At 66.5% G+C, this 15,408-nt stretch carries 17 protein-coding genes and 2 pseudogenes; 8 read left to right on the plus strand and 11 right to left on the minus strand.

Translation table 11 applies throughout. The features are described from left to right. Positions 1 to 61: 61 nt before the first annotated feature. From N536_RS0111895 to N536_RS0111910, 4 genes are all read right to left on the minus strand, one after another. The gene (locus N536_RS0111895) at positions 62 to 898 is read right to left on the minus strand and encodes an enoyl-CoA hydratase/isomerase family protein (protein WP_197040123.1); all 837 of its coding nucleotides are present in this window, start codon (positions 896 to 898) and stop codon (positions 62 to 64) included. Positions 899 to 960: 62 nt separating this feature from the next. Next, complete coding sequence (locus tag N536_RS0111900) at positions 961 to 1,464, minus strand: DinB family protein (RefSeq protein ID WP_029113803.1); 504 nt, start codon at positions 1,462 to 1,464, stop codon at positions 961 to 963. Between the two features lie 243 nt (positions 1,465 to 1,707). Beyond that, the gene (locus tag N536_RS0111905) at positions 1,708 to 2,637 is read right to left on the minus strand and encodes a histone deacetylase family protein (protein WP_029113804.1); all 930 of its coding nucleotides are present in this window, start codon (positions 2,635 to 2,637) and stop codon (positions 1,708 to 1,710) included. Positions 2,638 to 2,800: 163 nt separating this feature from the next. Beyond that, positions 2,801 to 3,415, minus strand: coding sequence for a dihydrofolate reductase family protein (locus N536_RS0111910; protein ID WP_029113805.1), 615 nt, complete (start codon positions 3,413 to 3,415; stop codon positions 2,801 to 2,803). Between the two features lie 413 nt (positions 3,416 to 3,828). On the opposite strand from N536_RS0111910, the gene N536_RS42160 reads away from it, so the two are divergent. Continuing rightward, a complete protein-coding gene (locus N536_RS42160) occupies positions 3,829 to 4,215 on the plus strand; it encodes a hypothetical protein (RefSeq protein ID WP_155948557.1) in 387 nt (128 codons plus the stop codon). A gap of 26 nt (positions 4,216 to 4,241) precedes the next feature. On the opposite strand, the pseudogene N536_RS43530 reads toward N536_RS42160, so the two are convergent. Next, positions 4,242 to 4,331, minus strand: a pseudogene (locus N536_RS43530) (DUF1905 domain-containing protein); the annotation flags it as partial. Between the two features lie 31 nt (positions 4,332 to 4,362). Next, the gene (gene arr / locus N536_RS0111915; RefSeq protein ID WP_064751539.1) at positions 4,363 to 4,803 is read right to left on the minus strand and encodes an NAD(+)--rifampin ADP-ribosyltransferase; all 441 of its coding nucleotides are present in this window, start codon (positions 4,801 to 4,803) and stop codon (positions 4,363 to 4,365) included. A gap of 399 nt (positions 4,804 to 5,202) precedes the next feature. Here arr and N536_RS0111920 point away from each other — a divergent pair, with 399 nt between their 5' ends. From N536_RS0111920 to N536_RS0111940, 4 genes are all read left to right on the plus strand, one after another. Further along, positions 5,203 to 6,117: an MBL fold metallo-hydrolase gene (locus N536_RS0111920; RefSeq protein WP_029113807.1), complete on the plus strand. Its 915-nt coding sequence runs from the start codon at positions 5,203 to 5,205 to the stop codon at positions 6,115 to 6,117. Between the two features lie 567 nt (positions 6,118 to 6,684). Then, the gene (locus N536_RS0111930) at positions 6,685 to 7,278 is read left to right on the plus strand and encodes a dihydrofolate reductase family protein (RefSeq protein ID WP_029113809.1); all 594 of its coding nucleotides are present in this window, start codon (positions 6,685 to 6,687) and stop codon (positions 7,276 to 7,278) included. A gap of 34 nt (positions 7,279 to 7,312) precedes the next feature. Then, entirely contained in the window at positions 7,313 to 7,975 is a 663-nt protein-coding gene (locus tag N536_RS0111935) for an FKBP-type peptidyl-prolyl cis-trans isomerase (RefSeq protein WP_029113810.1), read from the plus strand. A gap of 12 nt (positions 7,976 to 7,987) precedes the next feature. Then, complete coding sequence (locus N536_RS0111940) at positions 7,988 to 8,677, plus strand: alpha/beta fold hydrolase (RefSeq protein ID WP_029113811.1); 690 nt, start codon at positions 7,988 to 7,990, stop codon at positions 8,675 to 8,677. A 33-nt stretch (positions 8,678 to 8,710) separates the two neighbouring features. Here N536_RS0111940 and N536_RS0111945 read toward each other — a convergent pair whose 3' ends face one another. Together N536_RS0111945 and N536_RS0111950 are read right to left on the minus strand one after the other, a co-directional pair. Continuing rightward, positions 8,711 to 9,139 carry a pyridoxamine 5'-phosphate oxidase family protein gene (locus N536_RS0111945; RefSeq protein ID WP_029113812.1) on the minus strand — a complete coding sequence of 143 codons (429 nt, stop codon included), beginning with the start codon at positions 9,137 to 9,139 and terminating at the stop codon, positions 8,711 to 8,713. Then, positions 9,136 to 9,972, minus strand: a complete 837-nt coding sequence (locus N536_RS0111950) for an NAD(P)H-binding protein (RefSeq protein WP_029113813.1) — start codon at positions 9,970 to 9,972, stop codon at positions 9,136 to 9,138. Before N536_RS0111950 ends, N536_RS0111945 begins: the two co-directional genes overlap by 4 nt. Before the next feature lie 88 nt (positions 9,973 to 10,060). Here N536_RS0111950 and N536_RS38200 point away from each other — a divergent pair. Next, positions 10,061 to 10,960: pseudogene (locus N536_RS38200) on the plus strand (AraC family transcriptional regulator); the annotation flags it as partial. 31 nt (positions 10,961 to 10,991) lie between these two features. Here N536_RS38200 and N536_RS41465 read toward each other — a convergent pair. Continuing rightward, positions 10,992 to 11,276, minus strand: coding sequence for a YdeI/OmpD-associated family protein (locus N536_RS41465; protein ID WP_081809172.1), 285 nt, complete (start codon positions 11,274 to 11,276; stop codon positions 10,992 to 10,994). A gap of 163 nt (positions 11,277 to 11,439) precedes the next feature. On the opposite strand from N536_RS41465, the gene N536_RS0111960 reads away from it, so the two are divergent. Then, the gene (locus tag N536_RS0111960; protein ID WP_155948576.1) at positions 11,440 to 13,353 is read left to right on the plus strand and encodes a serine/threonine-protein kinase; all 1,914 of its coding nucleotides are present in this window, start codon (positions 11,440 to 11,442) and stop codon (positions 13,351 to 13,353) included. A gap of 516 nt (positions 13,354 to 13,869) precedes the next feature. Beyond that, positions 13,870 to 14,235, plus strand: coding sequence for an RNA-binding S4 domain-containing protein (locus tag N536_RS0111970; protein ID WP_029113816.1), 366 nt, complete (start codon positions 13,870 to 13,872; stop codon positions 14,233 to 14,235). A gap of 10 nt (positions 14,236 to 14,245) precedes the next feature. Here the strand turns inward: N536_RS0111970 and N536_RS0111975 are convergent, their stop codons facing one another. Further along, positions 14,246 to 14,857 carry a hypothetical protein gene (locus N536_RS0111975; protein WP_029113817.1) on the minus strand — a complete coding sequence of 204 codons (612 nt, stop codon included), beginning with the start codon at positions 14,855 to 14,857 and terminating at the stop codon, positions 14,246 to 14,248. 182 nt (positions 14,858 to 15,039) lie between these two features. Then, positions 15,040 to 15,342, minus strand: coding sequence for a putative quinol monooxygenase (locus N536_RS0111980; protein ID WP_029113818.1), 303 nt, complete (start codon positions 15,340 to 15,342; stop codon positions 15,040 to 15,042). Positions 15,343 to 15,408: the final 66 nt, after the last annotated feature.

A 15,408-nucleotide genomic window follows, 5' to 3' on the forward strand; every position in this document is an offset into this window, starting at 1 on the left:
ACATGCGAGCGAATAAGCTGTCCCCCAGCGGATTCAGTGCCGGCGGCCATCGTTGACGCGTTCAATCCGGTGCCGCCAACGGGCGGCCCAAGTGGTAGCCAAGGCGCATCTCGTAATCACCAGCCTGATTGCGCCCGGCCGCGAGCGCGGCAGCGAGGCGGCGTTTCGAGCCTGGCCACGCGAACGAGGCGAGGTAGATGTCGAGGGACGACATCATGTCCTCCGGCGACGGCAACGTGTACCTGTTGATCTGTTGTTTGACCGCTTCGATGGACTCCTTGTCGTAGGAGGCGACCCGGCGGGCCAATGTGTCTACCAGCGCATCGAGGTGCTTATCGTCGACTGTTCGGTTGACCCAGCCGTAACGCTCGGCCAGGTCGGCCGAGTAATCGTCGCTGGACAGTGCAACTTCCAATGCCCTGGCCCGACCCAATAGGCGGGGAAGGTGTTCCAGACCGCCTCCGCCGGGCAGGTTTCCGCTGGCGGTTTCGGGCTGGCAGAAGAGCGCACGCTCGCTGGCGAACCGCATGTCCATCGCCAGGGTGAACTCGTTGCCGATCCCGCGCACCCGCCCCCGGATCTTGGCGATCGACACCACCGGCAACCGTGAGAGGCGGGTGCTGGTGTCGATGACCAGCGGGTAGCCGGTCTCCCCCGAGTCCTTCGGCGTTTCCGCGACACGCGAGGTGTCGTAGTGATTCAAGAAGTAGTCCGGGTTGGCGGACTCGAACACCACCACCCGCAGCTCGGGTGCGGATTTCATCTGGTCGATCAGCTCGGGCAATTCGACCAGCATCTCAGGGGTCACCAGATTGATCGGCGGGTTGTCGAACGTGACCCGCCAGAGACGCTCGTCTTCGATGGCAACTGAAAAATGCGTCCACTGCGCCACTTTCACGCCTCCTGACAACGTCGCCGCTCGAGCAGAAGACCAGGATACGCGGTGGCGGAGGCGACGTTTCAGGAGTTCGACTCTTGCGGAGGCGGCTTGTCGATCTGTTCACGGAGGATGTCTCCGTGACCGGCGTGTCTGGCGAACTCTTGCGCCATGAAGAGCAGCGTCCAGCGCATGCTGACGCATCCCCGTCCTGGAACGTCGATGGTGTCGTCGAGCTCGAAGCGGGACGCGATCTCACGGGATCGTTGGCTGGCGCGTTCGAACTCGGCGATGACGTCTTCCACCGACTCGTCGTCGGCGACGGCGAAGGTGCCCAAGTCGCGGCGCGCGTATCCATCGCATTCGGATTCGTCGAGTCCCGCCCAGAAGCGTTGGAACCAAATCCTTTCCGCGGCAGCGGCATGCTTGATCAAGGAGATCGGCGTCGTCAGTGATGCAACCAGCCGCCGGCGGGCGTCGGCTTCGGACAGCCCGCGTGCGGTCTCGATCAGCGCTTCGCGGTTGCCGTCGAGCATGTTCTCGATGATGGATCGTTCGGTGCCGTCGGTGATTCGTTTGATACTCATGGGGTTTCACTCCATTCTCTTCTGTGGTTGAGGTGATCAATCCCGGGGGAACGGGGATGACAGCATCCGGCGTCAGTGGTCGGCCGGTGAAGGAGAAACTGTGATTCGCCCGCCGCGCGCGTAGATGGCGCACGGAGCGTGACGCGGAGACCAGGCGTCAACGCCGTAGTCCAAACCCGTCAGGAGGCAGTGCCTCGACTGAAGGATATCGCAGAGAGCGTCAAACCGGCTGCGTTGCCGGGATCAGCCCTTCATCAGTTCGCCGACGTGCGCGCTGACCGACTCAGCGAGACCCTGCAGGTCGTACCCGCCTTCGAGGACTGCCGTCAGTCGGCCGTCGCAGTGTTTCTCCGCGGAATTCATGAGCTCCCGCGTGACCCACCCGAAGTCGTCGGCAGTCATCTGTAGCGACCCCAGCGGATCGCGTTCGTGCGCATCGAAGCCGGCCGACACGATGATGAGTTCGGGATGAAATGCGTCGAGCGCGGGCAGGATTCGGTCTTGGAACGCTTCACGCATCTCGGCGCCGCCGTCTCCGGCGGACAGGGGCGAGTTGAAGATGTTGCCGACGCCGGATTCGTTGGTTGCGCCGGTCCCGGGGAACAACGGCATCTGATGCGTCGAGGCGTACAGCACGCTCGGGTCCGAGTAGAAGATTTCCTGTGTGCCGTTGCCGTGGTGGACGTCGAAGTCGACGATCGCCACGCGTTCCAGACCGTGATTCTGCTGTGCGTGGCGCGCACCGATGCTGATGTTGTTGAACAGGCAAAAGCCCATTGCGCGTTCGGTTTCCGCATGGTGGCCGGGCGGCCGGCATGCGACGAATGCGTTCTGCGCTGCACCGGTGAGCACCTTGTCGACGGCCTGCAGCGTGGCGCCGACGCCACGCAGCACGACCTCCCACGTCGACGGCTCCATCATCGTGTCACCGCCGTCGAGGTAGACATAGCCTTCGGCCGGTCGAGCCGCTTCCAACTCGTCCACGTAGCGATTGGAGTGGACGAGTCGCGTCGCGTCGAGTTCGGCGAGCTGTGCTTCCTCCCGCACCAGTGCGTCGAACTGTTCGTGCCCCAGCGTCGCCTCGACGGCGCGATACCGGTCCGGCCGCTCTGGGTGACCTGGCTCCGTCGCATGCAGCGCGAAACAGGAGTGGTGCAGCAGCAGAGTGGACAATGTGGGGCAACTCCTCGATGGCTGACAGGTCAGAATACTGTATGCATGCCACTGTATCTGATGTGGTGGCTCGCCGGAAGACGCACTTCCCCCTGGGCCTTGTCGACTATTCGCAGGCGTTTTCGCGACGGCATCGCCGATTGTCAGCGCGTTCCAGGTGGGTTCACCGGATGACGCGGTAACGCAGATGGGCGACGCCCGGGGCTTCGAGCACGCGAACCAACTCAAGCCTGGGGGTGCCTGCCGAAAAGCCGTCGAAGAGGCGCTCGCCCGCGCCGAGGATCACGGGGCTCACTTGCAGGTCGATTTCGTCGACGACCCCGGCCTGGATTGCTTGCCGGGCGCAAGAGGCTCCCCCAGCGATGGATATGTCGCCGTCGCCGGCAGCCGCCTTCGCCTGGGTGTACGCGGACTCGATTCCGTCGGTGACGAAGTGGAAGGTGGTGCCACCCTCCATCTCGATTGGATCGTGTTCGTGATGAGTGAGGACGAAGACCGGGCAATGATACGGCGGGTTGTCACCCCACCATCCGGTCCAGTCCGAGCCTGCCCATTCGCCCCGAACGGGCCCGAACATGTTGCGGCCCATGATCGTCGCGCCCATGCCCTCCAACATGTCCGAGACCACCTGCCGGTTGACCGGGTGATCCCGGGCGGGGCCGATGTGCCATTCGTGGAGAGCCATCCCGCCAACGCCGATCGGGTTGTCCATGCTCTGATCGGGCCCCGCGACATAGCCGTCGGCCGAGATGGACATCGAGAGGTTGGTTCGGGTCATGGCAAGCTCCGTTCGGAATCAGGTCTGTTGCGTCTGACTAGGCAGACCGCTGCGCGGTGGGAAACTCATCGGCCCCGCGCAGACGGCTGAGAGACGAGGTCATCGCAAGTCCTTCAGCATCGCAAGCGGAGCGGGCCATGTCCGTCGCCGACCAGTCGAAAGCCCTTGCGCTGGTAAAGGTTCTGCGCAGGGTTCCGAACATGAAAGAGGGCAATCTTCGATGACGCAGGCGTGGCGTGCCATCTCAACGATGACGGCCGCATCTTCGGAGGTCGCCGAATGCAGTCGTATCGTCAGGTCAACGGGCACGGGCCAATTGTTGCAGTCCTCGGGACGGGGACGGACCTCTCGGCACAGGTGGACGCGTGAACTGTCGGTAAACGGGTACTACCTGGCGGTTGGAGGAGGAACCGATGAACTCACCGCTGATGGCGATTCGTCGGCGCACCGTCGGAGTGGTGATGGGGACTGCTTCGGTGCTGGGCCGCTTGGCAGGAGAAGCACGGGCCGTTGGCGACCGCACGCTACGTCATCTGGGGCTGGACGGGATGCCGTTCCTCCCTTCCCCACCCCAGGTACGTTCGGCGCCGCCAGCCCGACACCTAGGGCTCGTCGCCGTCGACGAATCGGTGGACGGTGATGGCAGCGCGGGCGCCGGCGGCGTCAACGTCGAGAGGGCGTTGAAGTTGGTCGGAGCGTTGGATCCAGCTACCTCGACGAGCCCGAAGGCCACCCGGCCAACGCCGAGGTCGGACTCGGGGGCGAAGGAAGCGATCGCCCCGCGTCAGCGTCGTCGCTGAGTCGACGGCTCCCTGGTGAACGAGGCCAGCTCGTGGGTGCCGTCGCCGAGAGCCATGAACGAACCGCGGAAGGGTCGGCCATCAACGGTGCCAACGACTTTCACCAGGCCGCGCGTGCATCGTCTCACCCATCTGCATGTGCTCGACTTAGTCGTAGATGACGGCGAGCCCGCGGCGCTGGAGATCGGCCAAGCCTTCCCGCATGGCTTGCAGTTGCTCGGGTGAATGCCCCGACCATTCGGTGAGCTCACCGATGATCTTCACAGGCTCCCGGGTGCGGTAGGAGTGGGTTGGGTTCCCGGGAAACTTCTTGTCCGTGACGTTGGGGTCGTCCTCCAGTTCGCCTTGCGGCTCCACGATGTAGATACGGCCGGGGCCCTCGCCCGTAGCCAGCTCGGCTCCCCACACTGCGGCATCCAGTGTTCGCGTCACGTAGACGTGGTTCGCGACGCGCCCCTCCTCGTAGTTCGACGGGCGACCGGGCACAAGCAGATCGCCGATGGACAGATCGGCTTTGGTGCCGTGCAGCAGCGCGCCGGATTCGTGCACTTCAAAGCGTTGCGGTGTGCTCGTCACATCGACCTCCATCGAGTTCGGATATTGAATCGCGGCCAGCCATCATCGTGTTGGTGAGATGACACGTCCGGATTGCTCGAATTGTGTTGTAGGACTTGACGGCAACATCGTGCACCACACTAGGGGCCTTGCCGCAAGCCCCCGTCCATGCCATATATTGGAGTGGGAACACGCAGAGGGCTCAGGCCTCGAGGTCTGGACTGCCGAGTTCCGCTCACCCCACCGGTACGTCGATCAAGCGTACGAATCGTGACATCGCTCGCCAGGCTCTACGCACCGCCGTGCGCGACGAACACGACTTCGCAACGAACCCGGCTCGATGGCTGGATAAATCCCGCCGTCCGATGGCGTTTACGGGGACGACACGCCATATCGGCGATGTCATCGGCACAGCCCTCAGGAGAAGAGAACATGAGCTTGGACACCACGTCACACCTCGGTACGTCGGTGCGAGACGAGTTGGTTCCGTCGCGCTATGCGCAGCGGGTCGGTGACATCGAGGTGCTGGTGATCAGTGACGGGGTACTGCCGATCACTGCCGTGACGATGGCCACGAACGCCCCTCCTGCCGATCTGTCGGCTTGGCTCAAGGACATGTACCTGCCGCCCGAGGTCCTCGACTGGCCGCTGAACGTGGCCGTCGTGCGCAGCGGCGGCAAGACCATCCTCATCGACTCGGGGCTGGGAACGGAGTTCCCGGACTTCCCGCGCGCCGGGCAGCTGGCCATGCGACTGGTCGCCGCCGGAGTCGATCCCGCATCCGTGACCGACGTGGTGCTCACCCACTTGCACATGGACCACGTCGGCGGGCTGCTGGTCGACGGGCTGAGGAATCAGCTGCGCCCGGACCTGCGGGTCCACCTTGCGGCGGCCGAGGCCGAATTCTGGGAGGCTCCCGATTTCTCCCGCACCGTCATGCCGGAACCGATCCCGGAGGTGCTCCGCAGGACCGCTGCGCAGTTCCTGGAGGTCTATCGCAACCAGCTGCAGCCCTTCGAGACCGAGTACGAAGTGGCGCCCGGCGTGTTGCTCCGCCGAACCGGCGGCCACACCCCCGGCCACAGCATCGTCCGCGTGGAGTCTCGCGGTGAGGCGCTGACGTTCGCCGGTGACGCAGTGTTCCAGCCCGGGTTCGAAAACCCCGAGTGGCAGAACGGATTCGAACACGACCCCGAGGAAGCAGCTCGGGTCCGGGTCGGTCTGCTCCGTGAACTGGCGGCGAGCGGCGAGCAACTGGTGGCCACTCACCTACCGTTCCCGTCCCTCTGCCACGTGGCAGTCGCGGGCAACGCATTTCGCTTCGTACCGACCAACTGGGATTACTGACCGCTCGATCGGACGAAAGGCATCTCGCCGAGGGACTCGCTGTCGACCGGGGGTAGCTCGCTCCGGTCGACAGCGCGGTTCACCATGCTCAGCAGCTAGATTTGAACCCGCACGGCACGGTTGCCTTGAGTGCCGGCTGAGCCATCGGTATCGGAATCGCTGTCGGCACCGGCGTCGTTGTGGTGGCGGACGCGCCGACTGACATCGTGGATGCGTTGACGTGCGTGGTCGGCGCGGTGCCTGTCGTTTCTGCGGCGAGCGCCGTGGTGAAGGCTCCCGCGGCGACAAGGGCCGCCCCGGCGAGGACGACTGCTCGCGTCGTTGTCGACTTCTGCATGAATCTGCTCAACTTTCGTGTGTGCCCGCTGTACATGGGATGCGCGCATCCTGAGAGTCTCTTGCCGAACTGAATCGGCGCTGAATGCGCTCTGGTAATCCCCTGCCAATCCCGCGACGAGCGTCAGGACAGGGAATACCGAAGAGGTGATTGGGCAGACGGCGATGATTTTCGCAGTGATCTCCCGTCTGTATCCACAGACCCGATCAACCGCACTCGAGGAGAGCACCGTGACCGCTACCTACACGTTCGACGTCTTTTCCAGCCTCGACGGCTTCGGCGGCGTCAGCGGTGGTGACTGGGGCGGCTATTGGGGCAAGCAGGGCCCCGAGCTGCTCGACCACCGCCTCGCCTCGTACGAGGCGGAGCAGCGAATGATCTTCGGGGCCAACACCTATCGCGTGTTCACACAGATTCTGGCCTCGGGTACCGAGGAGACCGTGCACGACCCATGGGTCACCCGGATGAGGAGCCTGCCGGCGACGGTGGTGTCGACGACCTTGGCTGGGCCGCTCGACTGGCCGGACGCAACCGTCGTGAGCGGCGACGCCGTCGACGTCGTCACCAGGCTCAAGGAGGAGTCCGACGTGCCGTTGCGCTCGCACGGCAGCTTGTCGATGAACCGCGCGCTGATGGCAGCCGGCCTGGTCGACCGCGTCCAGGTCACGCTCTTCCCCGTCATCACCGGTCAGACCGGTGATGATCCGATCTTCCAGGGTGCAGCGGACTTCGACCTCGAGCTGATCGAGAGCCGGACGCTCGACGGCCACATCCAAGAGCTCGTCTACCGGCCCACCCTGCACGTCGGATCGACTGCAGGCTGACCGGCGGGCAGCAGCCCGATGCCGCGTCTGTAGCGTGACGCCCGTGAACTCCTCCCGTGTGGCTACCTCCGTCGCGCTCGCGGCCTCCGCCGTGTCGCTCGTCATCACGCTCGCCGCCTGCGGCTCTGATACCGGAGCGTCATCGGCAAGCACCACGTCGTCGAGCTCGTCGCCGAGCGCGCCGTCGGTCGCCGAACCGGTCACGTCGTCCGTGACGGAGACCGCGCCTGCGGCGGCGAGCTGCCCAACTGCGGCTCCGCAGGACGGCGGCGCTCCGGAGTGGACGCTGTCCGGCGCCACCGGCAACGTGGCGGTCACCGGATCGACGGACACGGCGGCGCCCAACGTCAAGGTCGGTGCGCCATTCAGCGTCACCGAGACTCAGGTGCACACGCTGAAGGCCGGCGACGGACCGGTCGTCGCACCCACCGCGACGGTGTCGGTCTGCTACATGGGCGTCAACGGACGTGACGGGTCGGTGTTCGACAGCAGCTACCAGCAGGGCGCCCCGGTCGAATTCCCACTCGACGGCGTCGTGCCCGGCTTCCAGAAGGCGATCGCCGGACAGAAGGTCGGATCCACGGTCGCCGTCGCGATGGTGCCCGCCGACGGTTACCCCGAAGGCCAGCCCAGCGCTGGAATCCAGCCGGGCGACAGCCTCATCTTCGCGATCAAGATTCTCAACGCCTCGAGCTAGCCCGCGAGCGTCGTGAGCAGCTTCGCGTTGATTCACGGCGCCGGCGACGCCGGCTGGTACTGGCACCTGGTCGAGGCCGAGCTGCGCGCACGAGGGCACCATGCGGTGGCGCCCGACCTTCCCGCAGACGACGACTCGCTGGGACTGGACGACTACGCCGAAACGGTGATCGACGCCGTCGTCCATCGCCAAAACGTGGTCGTGGTGGGTCAGTCGTTCGGTGCATTCACCGCACCCCTGGTGGCCGACCGGCTGCAGGCCGATGCGTTGGTACTCGTCGCCGGAATGATCCCCGCACCGGGCGAGTCTCCCGGCGACTGGTGGCAGAGCACGGGCTACTCGGATGCGGTGCGGGAGCAGGCCGCGCGCGACGGCGGCTTGACTGGCAACGACGACCCCTACGTCGGCTTCTATCACGACGTGCCGCGACGTCTGGCCGACGAGGCGATCACACGGGAACGCTCGCATCCGTCGGCCGCGTCCCAGAGTGCACCTTGGCCCCTGGACGCCTGGCCCTCTGTGCCAACGAAGTTCGTGCTGTGCACCGAGGACCGCTTCTTCCCGCCCGCCTTGATGAGGCGGCTGGTCGCCGAGCGGCTGAACGTCACGCCAGATGAGATCGTCGCCGGCCATTGCGTTGCGTTGAGCCGCCCGAAGGAGCTGGCGGAGCTCCTCGACGGGTACGCCCGTTCGGCCACTTGACGCCGACTTCTCTGAAAGAGATTGCCCCTAAGGTCAATACGTATATCGGCTCACCGTCTCGGGGTGGATGACGAGCCGAACCTGCTCGGTGGCCAGTATCTCGGCGAGGTCCTTGGCTCGGACCGGGTCGTCGAGGTCCCAGTAGCGGGCGGCGAGGCGGTCGCACAACTCGTATGCCCCGTCGGGTTCGATCGTGGTGCGGCCTGCGACCGCCACCCAGCGCTCGCGTTCACCCACCGGGGCAGCGACGACGAGCGATGCACGGGGGTCGCGGCGCAACCGGCGGACCTTCAGAGTGTCTGGGCCCGTGAACAATTGGATCGTGCCCTCGGCGGTGGCCTCGAACCAGACCGGCCGAGGCTGCGGCGGCAGTGGGCCCGCGGCCATGGACAAAAACCCGTGCAGGGGCCGCCGAAGGAACTCGAGGTCTGCCTGAGTGAGCGAGCCGGAGTCGGAGGTCATCGCTGCCACGCTCCCGCTGCGGCGGCCCGCACCACGTAGTCCTCGAACGTCCGGGGCGCACGTCCCAGCACGCTGGCAATGCCGTCCGTCGTCGGCGCGAACAGTCCGCGTTCCATGAGTACGAACATCTCAGCCACGTGGTGGGCGTCGTCCTCGCCCACTCCTTCCTCCACCAGCGTCGCGGCGTACTCGGCGGCGGAGACCTGCTTGTAGGTGATGGGCCGCCCCGAGGCACGGGAGATCAGCTCGACGGCTTCCTCGAAGGTGAGCCCACGGGGTCCCGTCAGCTCGAAGACCTTTCCGGCGTGTCGGCCGGGTTGGGTCAACACCGCGGCCGCAGCGTCCGCGACGTCTTCGACGTCGATGAACGGTTCGGGCACCGCGCCGGCCGGCAGGGCGAGCTCACCGGCAACGAGTGGCGCGTGGAAGAGGTCTTCGTCGAAGTTCTGGTTGAAGTTGGACGCGCGCAGGATGGTCCACTCCAGCGCGGAGCCGCGCACGGCCTTCTCAGCGTCACGCATGTCCAGCCCGAATGTGGAGTCACCCCATGTGTCGGCCGCGCGTCCAGACAGCAGGACCAGGCGCTGCACTCCGGCGGCCTCGGCGCGCGCCACGAAGTCGTGCACTGGGCCCGGCACGCCCGGGGCCACGACGTAGGCGGCCGCGAGTCCCTGCAGGGCGGCGTCCCAGCTGCCAGGGTCGAACCAGTCGAACGGCGTCTCGCTCGACCGGGAGGCGGCGCACACGGGTGTGCCGAGCAGCCGCAACCGGGCAGCCACGCGCCGGCCGGTCTTACCGGACGCTCCGAGGACGAGGGTGGTGTCGTTTCTCATGACACCGATTGAACGGGCCTGCCTCGGAGTAATCCATGGGTGAAAGACCGGATTGCCTGTCTAATCGTCTAACCTCGCTGAGGTGGATGTGTTCGACGACTTGATCCGCGGGGTGCGCGCCCATGGCGCGTTGTTCGGCAGCACCACCCTCACGGCGCCCTGGGCGCTGCACTTCGTCGACGGCGCGCCGTTGACCTTGTGCACGGTCCTCACCGGTTCGGGCTGGATCGTGCCGGAAGACGGTCCGCCCGAGTTGCTGCGCGCCTATGAGACGCTCGTCGTGCGGGGTCCCTCGACGTTCACCTTCGTCGACGAGATCGACACTCGAGCGCAGCCGATCGCGTGCGGCGAATTCTGCGCGACACCCGAGCAGGGCGGCACCCGGCACCGGCTCGGCTGGAACGACTGCGGCGAGAACGACGCTGGCGCAACGACTCTCATCGTTGGCGCTTACCCGGTGCGCGGTGAGATCAGCCGACCGCTGCTCGACGCGCTACCCGTCGTGCTGCGCGTCGACGCCGGCGGCACCGGCGACGCCGTGCTGGACCACCTCGCCGCCGAGGTCGCGCTCGACACCCCGGGCCAGCAGGTCGTTTTGGATCGACTGCTGGACTGGCTCCTGGTATGCACCATGCGCGAGTGGTTCGACCGGCCCGACGGCAAGCCGCCGGCCTGGTGGACCGCCCAGCGGGACCCGGTGGCAGGCGACGCGCTGCGCCTGCTGCACGCCGAACCATCGGCGCCGTGGACCGTCTCGTCTCTCGCCGACCGCATCGGGGTGTCGCGGTCGACGTTGGCCAAGCGGTTCGCCGACCTGGTGGGCGAACCGCCGCTGACGTACCTCACTCGCTGGCGCATGACGCTCGCGGCAGACCTCCTGGTCGAGCAGAAGACGGCTACCGTCGCGGAAGTCGCTCGCGCCGTGGGTTACTCGGACCCATTCGGATTCAGCGCCGCGTTCAAGCGGGTCCGGGGCGTCAATCCGAGCACCTTCCGGCGCACCGCGGCCAGTGTGACCCCTATTTCCGCCCACCGCTTTTCGCGGTCTTGTCCGAGCGGTGCTTGCATCCCGGCCAGCAGCAGGGTCGGCGCTTGCCTTCCTCCAACTCCTCCTGGGTCCGGCGAATGCGGCGCTCCCGGGTCGTCTCCTGCTTGGCATCCACGACCCAGCAGATGAACTCGTTGCGCGCCAGCGGCGTGATGTCCTTCCAGGCAGCAAGCGCCGTCCCGTTCGCGATCAGCGCCTTGCGTAGATCCGCGGGTAGCTGGTGAACGACACCACCCGGTACCGGTTGGCTGCCCATGCAGTGAGGGTAACCGGTGCAACGTCTGGGCCTGCCCAGAGCAAATCGAAAACCTGCGGCTCCCCTTCATGCCACGAATGCCGCGGCCGGTGGCTATCGTGAGCCGGTGGAAGGTACCCCATTCGGCCGCTACCAGCTGATCGAGTTGCTGGGTCGCGGTGGCATGGGCGAGGTGTGGCGTGCCTACGACACCGCGATCGACCGGGTCGTGGCACTGAAGATGCTGCTACCGCACCTCAGCGAAGACCCCGACTTCGAGAAGCGATTTCGTAGGGAGGCCCGCGCGGCTGGGCGCCTCGACGATCCACACGTCGTCCCGATCCACGACGTCGGCGAGATCGACGGACGGTTGTACGTGACCATGCGTCTGATCACCGGCACTGATCTGCAGACCCTGATCGACGCCGGCCCTCTCGACACCCAACGCGCGGTGTCGATCATCGATCAGATTGCCTCGGCACTGCACCACGCCCACCGGGCAGGGCTGGTGCACCGCGACGTCAAACCCTCGAACATCCTCATCGGGGAGAACGACTTTGCCTATCTCATCGACTTCGGAATCGCCCGCAGGGCGGAAGACACCGGCGTCACCGCGACGGGGGCGGCCATCGGCACCTGGGCGTACATGGCGCCCGAGCGCTTCAGCACCGGCGAAGTGCACCCGAGCTCCGACATCTACGCCCTTGCCTGCGTGTTCTACGAATGCCTCACCGGACATCGACCCTTTCCGGGAGACACACTCGAACAGATCGCCGTCGGCCACATCTTCACCCCACCGCCCCGACCCTCCGAGGAAAGCGGCACCGTCCCCACCGCACTGGACGCGGTGATCGCCACCGGCCTGGCAAAACAACCGGCGGACCGCTACCCCACCGCGGTCGAATTGGCGGCTGCCGCAAAGCAAGTGATCACCGATCCGGGCCAGCCTGTTCCCCACCGAGAACCACCTACGGCTCCCGCGACCGTGGCGAGTCAAAGCGCTCCGCCGTGGTCGCAACAAGGGTGGTCGCAGCAAGGGTGGATGCAATCACAGCCGGCGAATGGCGGCGCTCCGCCGATGACGGCTACGCAGTTGAGCGGCCCGCATATGTACATGCCACCGCCGGTTCCCAAGGGTCGAGGGCGGCGCCGCGCCGTCGTGATCGGTGCACTGGTGTCCGTCGTGGTCCTCGTGATCGCCGTTGGCGTCGTCGCCATCGTTGGTCTCACGCAGCGCGACCAAGCCGCCAACACGGCACCGTCCGTCGCGGCCGGCGGCGGGGCCGACTTCACGGGCACCTACCGGGCCGACTACGGGCCCGGGACGGATCTCGAAGGCATAACTGCCCCGAATGCACCTGCAACCACCAGCAATTGGGCCGTCCGCTCGCAGTGCGGAGCCAGCGGTTGCGTGGCGACCGCGGCCAACATCAGCAGCGGCGGCGGGGCTCTTCTGTCGAACCTGACGTTCGATCAATTGGGCGGCACCTGGGTGGCCGTCGGCGTCGCCTCGACGCCTTGCGGCGGCGACGCGCCCACGGAACTCTGGGTGGTGCTGACGCTGCGACCGGAACCCGACGGCACACTGTCTGGCGAGACCGTCAGGGCAGCCACCAACGGCTCCTGCTCCGCCAAGCGAACGGTGAAATTCACCCGCACCGGCGACCCCGACGTCAACAAGGTTCCCGACCCAGCAGTGCTACCGCCGCGGTCAGTCACTGCAGCAGAGGGACTTCGGGGCGGATATCAGCAGACGACTACCCTTGCTAACGGCAGTGTCATTGCAGGCAAGCCTCTTTCAGCGAATACGTACTGTCTTCGTACCGGTGGTCGGTGCATGAGCTTGTTCCATGGATCCGACGGGGTCGTCACGTTGATGTTCGCCGACGACAAGTGGACGCGAGACGAACAGGGTGCCACGCCGTGCCCCGCCGGTGGCACCGTGCAGATGACCATCACCGCGGAATATCCGATGCCGACGCAACTCGACGATCCCATCGCGCTGCTCACCGGTCATGGCAAGCAAACGATCGAGCCTGGAGGCGCGTGCACCGGCGGCGGCGACTTCCAGGACAAGTTCGAGCGCGTGGGCGACTAACCGAGAGTCCTACTGCCCCTACGGGTCTCCGCCGGTCAGGGTTGCGTCAGCCCTGGCAGGCAGTTGATGAACGGTATGCATGGCGGCGGCGGAGGCGCCGGCGGACCTGGGGGGTTGCCAGAGATCATGATCGGTTTGGTCAACGGAGCGTTCGGGTCGAAATGGAAGGTGTGGCAGACGTTCAGGTCCCAGCCGGGTACCGAATTCATGCCCGAACCGGGGCACCACAGCTGGCCGCAGTCGCCGAAGGCATTGCAAGCCGGAAGACCCTCGGGCGGCGCACACGGTGGGACGTTCGCGTTCGACGGCGAACAGTAAGGTGCGGCCTGCGCCGTACCGGCGGCGAGCCCCACAGCTGTTGCACCGAGGCCACCCGACACGAGGGCAGCGGTTGCCAACGCGGTGACGAGAGTTCGAGTCATCCCCAGACCGTGCGCCGAGCGCCTTGGAGGATTCTTGGAGCCGAGCTAGTGCGGGAGCCCACTACCTCCCCGCCGGCAGTCCATGATGGAAGACATGGAGGCGACCCGTGTGGATCGGTGGTTGTGGGCGGTCCGGCTGACGAAGACGCGGCCGGATGCCGCCGCAGCTTGCCGGGGTGGGCACGTTCGGGTCAACGATCGGCTGGCGAAGCCGGCGACGACGGTGGCACCCGGAGACGAGGTCCGTGCCCGGGTGGGTGACACGACGCGAATCGTCGAGGTGGTGCGGGTGATCCAGAAGCGGGTCGGCGCGGCTGACGCCGTCACGTGTTACCTCGACCGAACGCCCCCGCCTCCCGCGACGCCCGTCATTCCGGTGGCGGTTCGTGATCGCGGGGCCGGGCGGCCGACCAAACGGGACCGCCGCCTCCTGGACAGGTGGCGTGCGGCCCAGGGCTGAACGCCGTGGGTTAGGGCGTCGGAGGAACCGGCAGGAGCGGTGGCGGCGCGGACGGATCGACCGGGGCCGGTGCTTCGTACCCGGGCGGCGGTGGCCCGTTCAACGGGTAGTAACCAGGGGGCAGCGGCGGTCCACCCGCCTCCGGTCCCTTGGGTGCCGCGATCGTTTCGGAGCCCGGGGCGTTCAGTGACACGTAGCCGGGCGGCAGCGGCGGCGCCGGACCGGCGCCTGGGGGCGGCGTTCCCTGTGGCAGCTCGTCGGGTGAGCCGGAACCGGTGAAGCCGTACGGGTCTTGAGCCTGGTGCCAGGCGTCCCGAAGGAATCCCAACGGTCCCGACGACTTGCCCTCGCCGTAGACCGGGTTCGCGATCTCGGGCACCATCGGCGGCCCGCCCACCGGTGGCGGCGCGGGCGCCGCAACGGGCGCGTCGGCGGGTAGTGCGACGGGTTGGCCGGGAGCGGGGGGTGCACCCGGATCGGCTGGCACAGGGGTCGGGAAGGGCACCTCGGGTTCGGCGGCTGCCTGGCCGGCGAAGGCCAGTGCACCGCCGGCGACCAGCACGCCGGCGACGGCGAGCCTCGCAGCGGTGATGGACCGCGTAGCGCGGTGTTCTTCAGTCATGAATTCTGGCTGTCCTCTCCTGGTGGCTTCCGCGAGCACTCCCGTTACAGGGCGTCGCGCGGTCACCGGACCCGACTTCCGAGCAAGGCTAGCGCCTCCCCCGGTGCGGCGTCACCTCGTTCGCACTGCTGGCGGGGCGGGTCGCGAGCCTCCGCGGGCGCTGGCACACCCATGTGAGGTGGTCATTCGGTCTCTTCCCCGAACAATGTCCGCGTGCTGGCGACGTCATACTCGTCGACCGATCCCGAGACTATTGCGGCGAGTTGTTCGCCACTGGGTCCGCCGCTGCGGAAGGCGTCGACGGCCGCTTGCGACTCCCAGCGTTCGAAGATGTTGACGCGGCCGGCGTCGATCAGGTCGGCGGAGATGGCGAAGTCGAGGCAACCAGCCGTACGGCGTGCTTGTTCGACGACGCCCGTGCAGCTTGCGAGGTAGGCCTCACGCTGGGCGGGTTCGACGGTGAGATGCCCTGCGACGATGACCATGAGTCCTCTCCTTCGGCCGCTTCTTGCCCACCTGTGCCGATGGGGCACCTTGTCACGAAGGCAGAC

The sequence above is a fragment of the Mycobacterium sp. URHB0044 genome (assembly GCF_000620625.1).
Classification (GTDB): Bacteria; Actinomycetota; Actinomycetes; order Mycobacteriales; family Mycobacteriaceae; genus Mycobacterium.

What these genes read in the sequence shown, in the direction of transcription:
- N536_RS0111900 (WP_029113803.1), bottom strand. Translation starts at nt 1,464, where the DNA reads ATGAGTATCAAACGAATCACCGACGGCACCGAACGATCCATCATCGAG.
- N536_RS0111910 (WP_029113805.1), bottom strand. Translation starts at nt 3,415, where the DNA reads ATGACCCGAACCAACCTCTCGATGTCCATCTCGGCCGACGGCTATGTC.
- N536_RS42160 (WP_155948557.1), top strand. Translation starts at nt 3,829, where the DNA reads ATGAACTCACCGCTGATGGCGATTCGTCGGCGCACCGTCGGAGTGGTG.
- arr (WP_064751539.1), bottom strand. Translation starts at nt 4,803, where the DNA reads ATGGAGGTCGATGTGACGAGCACACCGCAACGCTTTGAAGTGCACGAA.
- N536_RS0111920 (WP_029113807.1), top strand. Translation starts at nt 5,203, where the DNA reads ATGAGCTTGGACACCACGTCACACCTCGGTACGTCGGTGCGAGACGAG.
- N536_RS0111945 (WP_029113812.1), bottom strand. Translation starts at nt 9,139, where the DNA reads ATGACCTCCGACTCCGGCTCGCTCACTCAGGCAGACCTCGAGTTCCTT.
- N536_RS0111950 (WP_029113813.1), bottom strand. Translation starts at nt 9,972, where the DNA reads ATGAGAAACGACACCACCCTCGTCCTCGGAGCGTCCGGTAAGACCGGC.
- N536_RS41465 (WP_081809172.1), bottom strand. Translation starts at nt 11,276, where the DNA reads ATGGGCAGCCAACCGGTACCGGGTGGTGTCGTTCACCAGCTACCCGCG.
- N536_RS0111960 (WP_155948576.1), top strand. Translation starts at nt 11,440, where the DNA reads ATGGGCGAGGTGTGGCGTGCCTACGACACCGCGATCGACCGGGTCGTG.
- N536_RS0111970 (WP_029113816.1), top strand. Translation starts at nt 13,870, where the DNA reads ATGGAGGCGACCCGTGTGGATCGGTGGTTGTGGGCGGTCCGGCTGACG.
- N536_RS0111975 (WP_029113817.1), bottom strand. Translation starts at nt 14,857, where the DNA reads ATGACTGAAGAACACCGCGCTACGCGGTCCATCACCGCTGCGAGGCTC.
- N536_RS0111980 (WP_029113818.1), bottom strand. Translation starts at nt 15,342, where the DNA reads ATGGTCATCGTCGCAGGGCATCTCACCGTCGAACCCGCCCAGCGTGAG.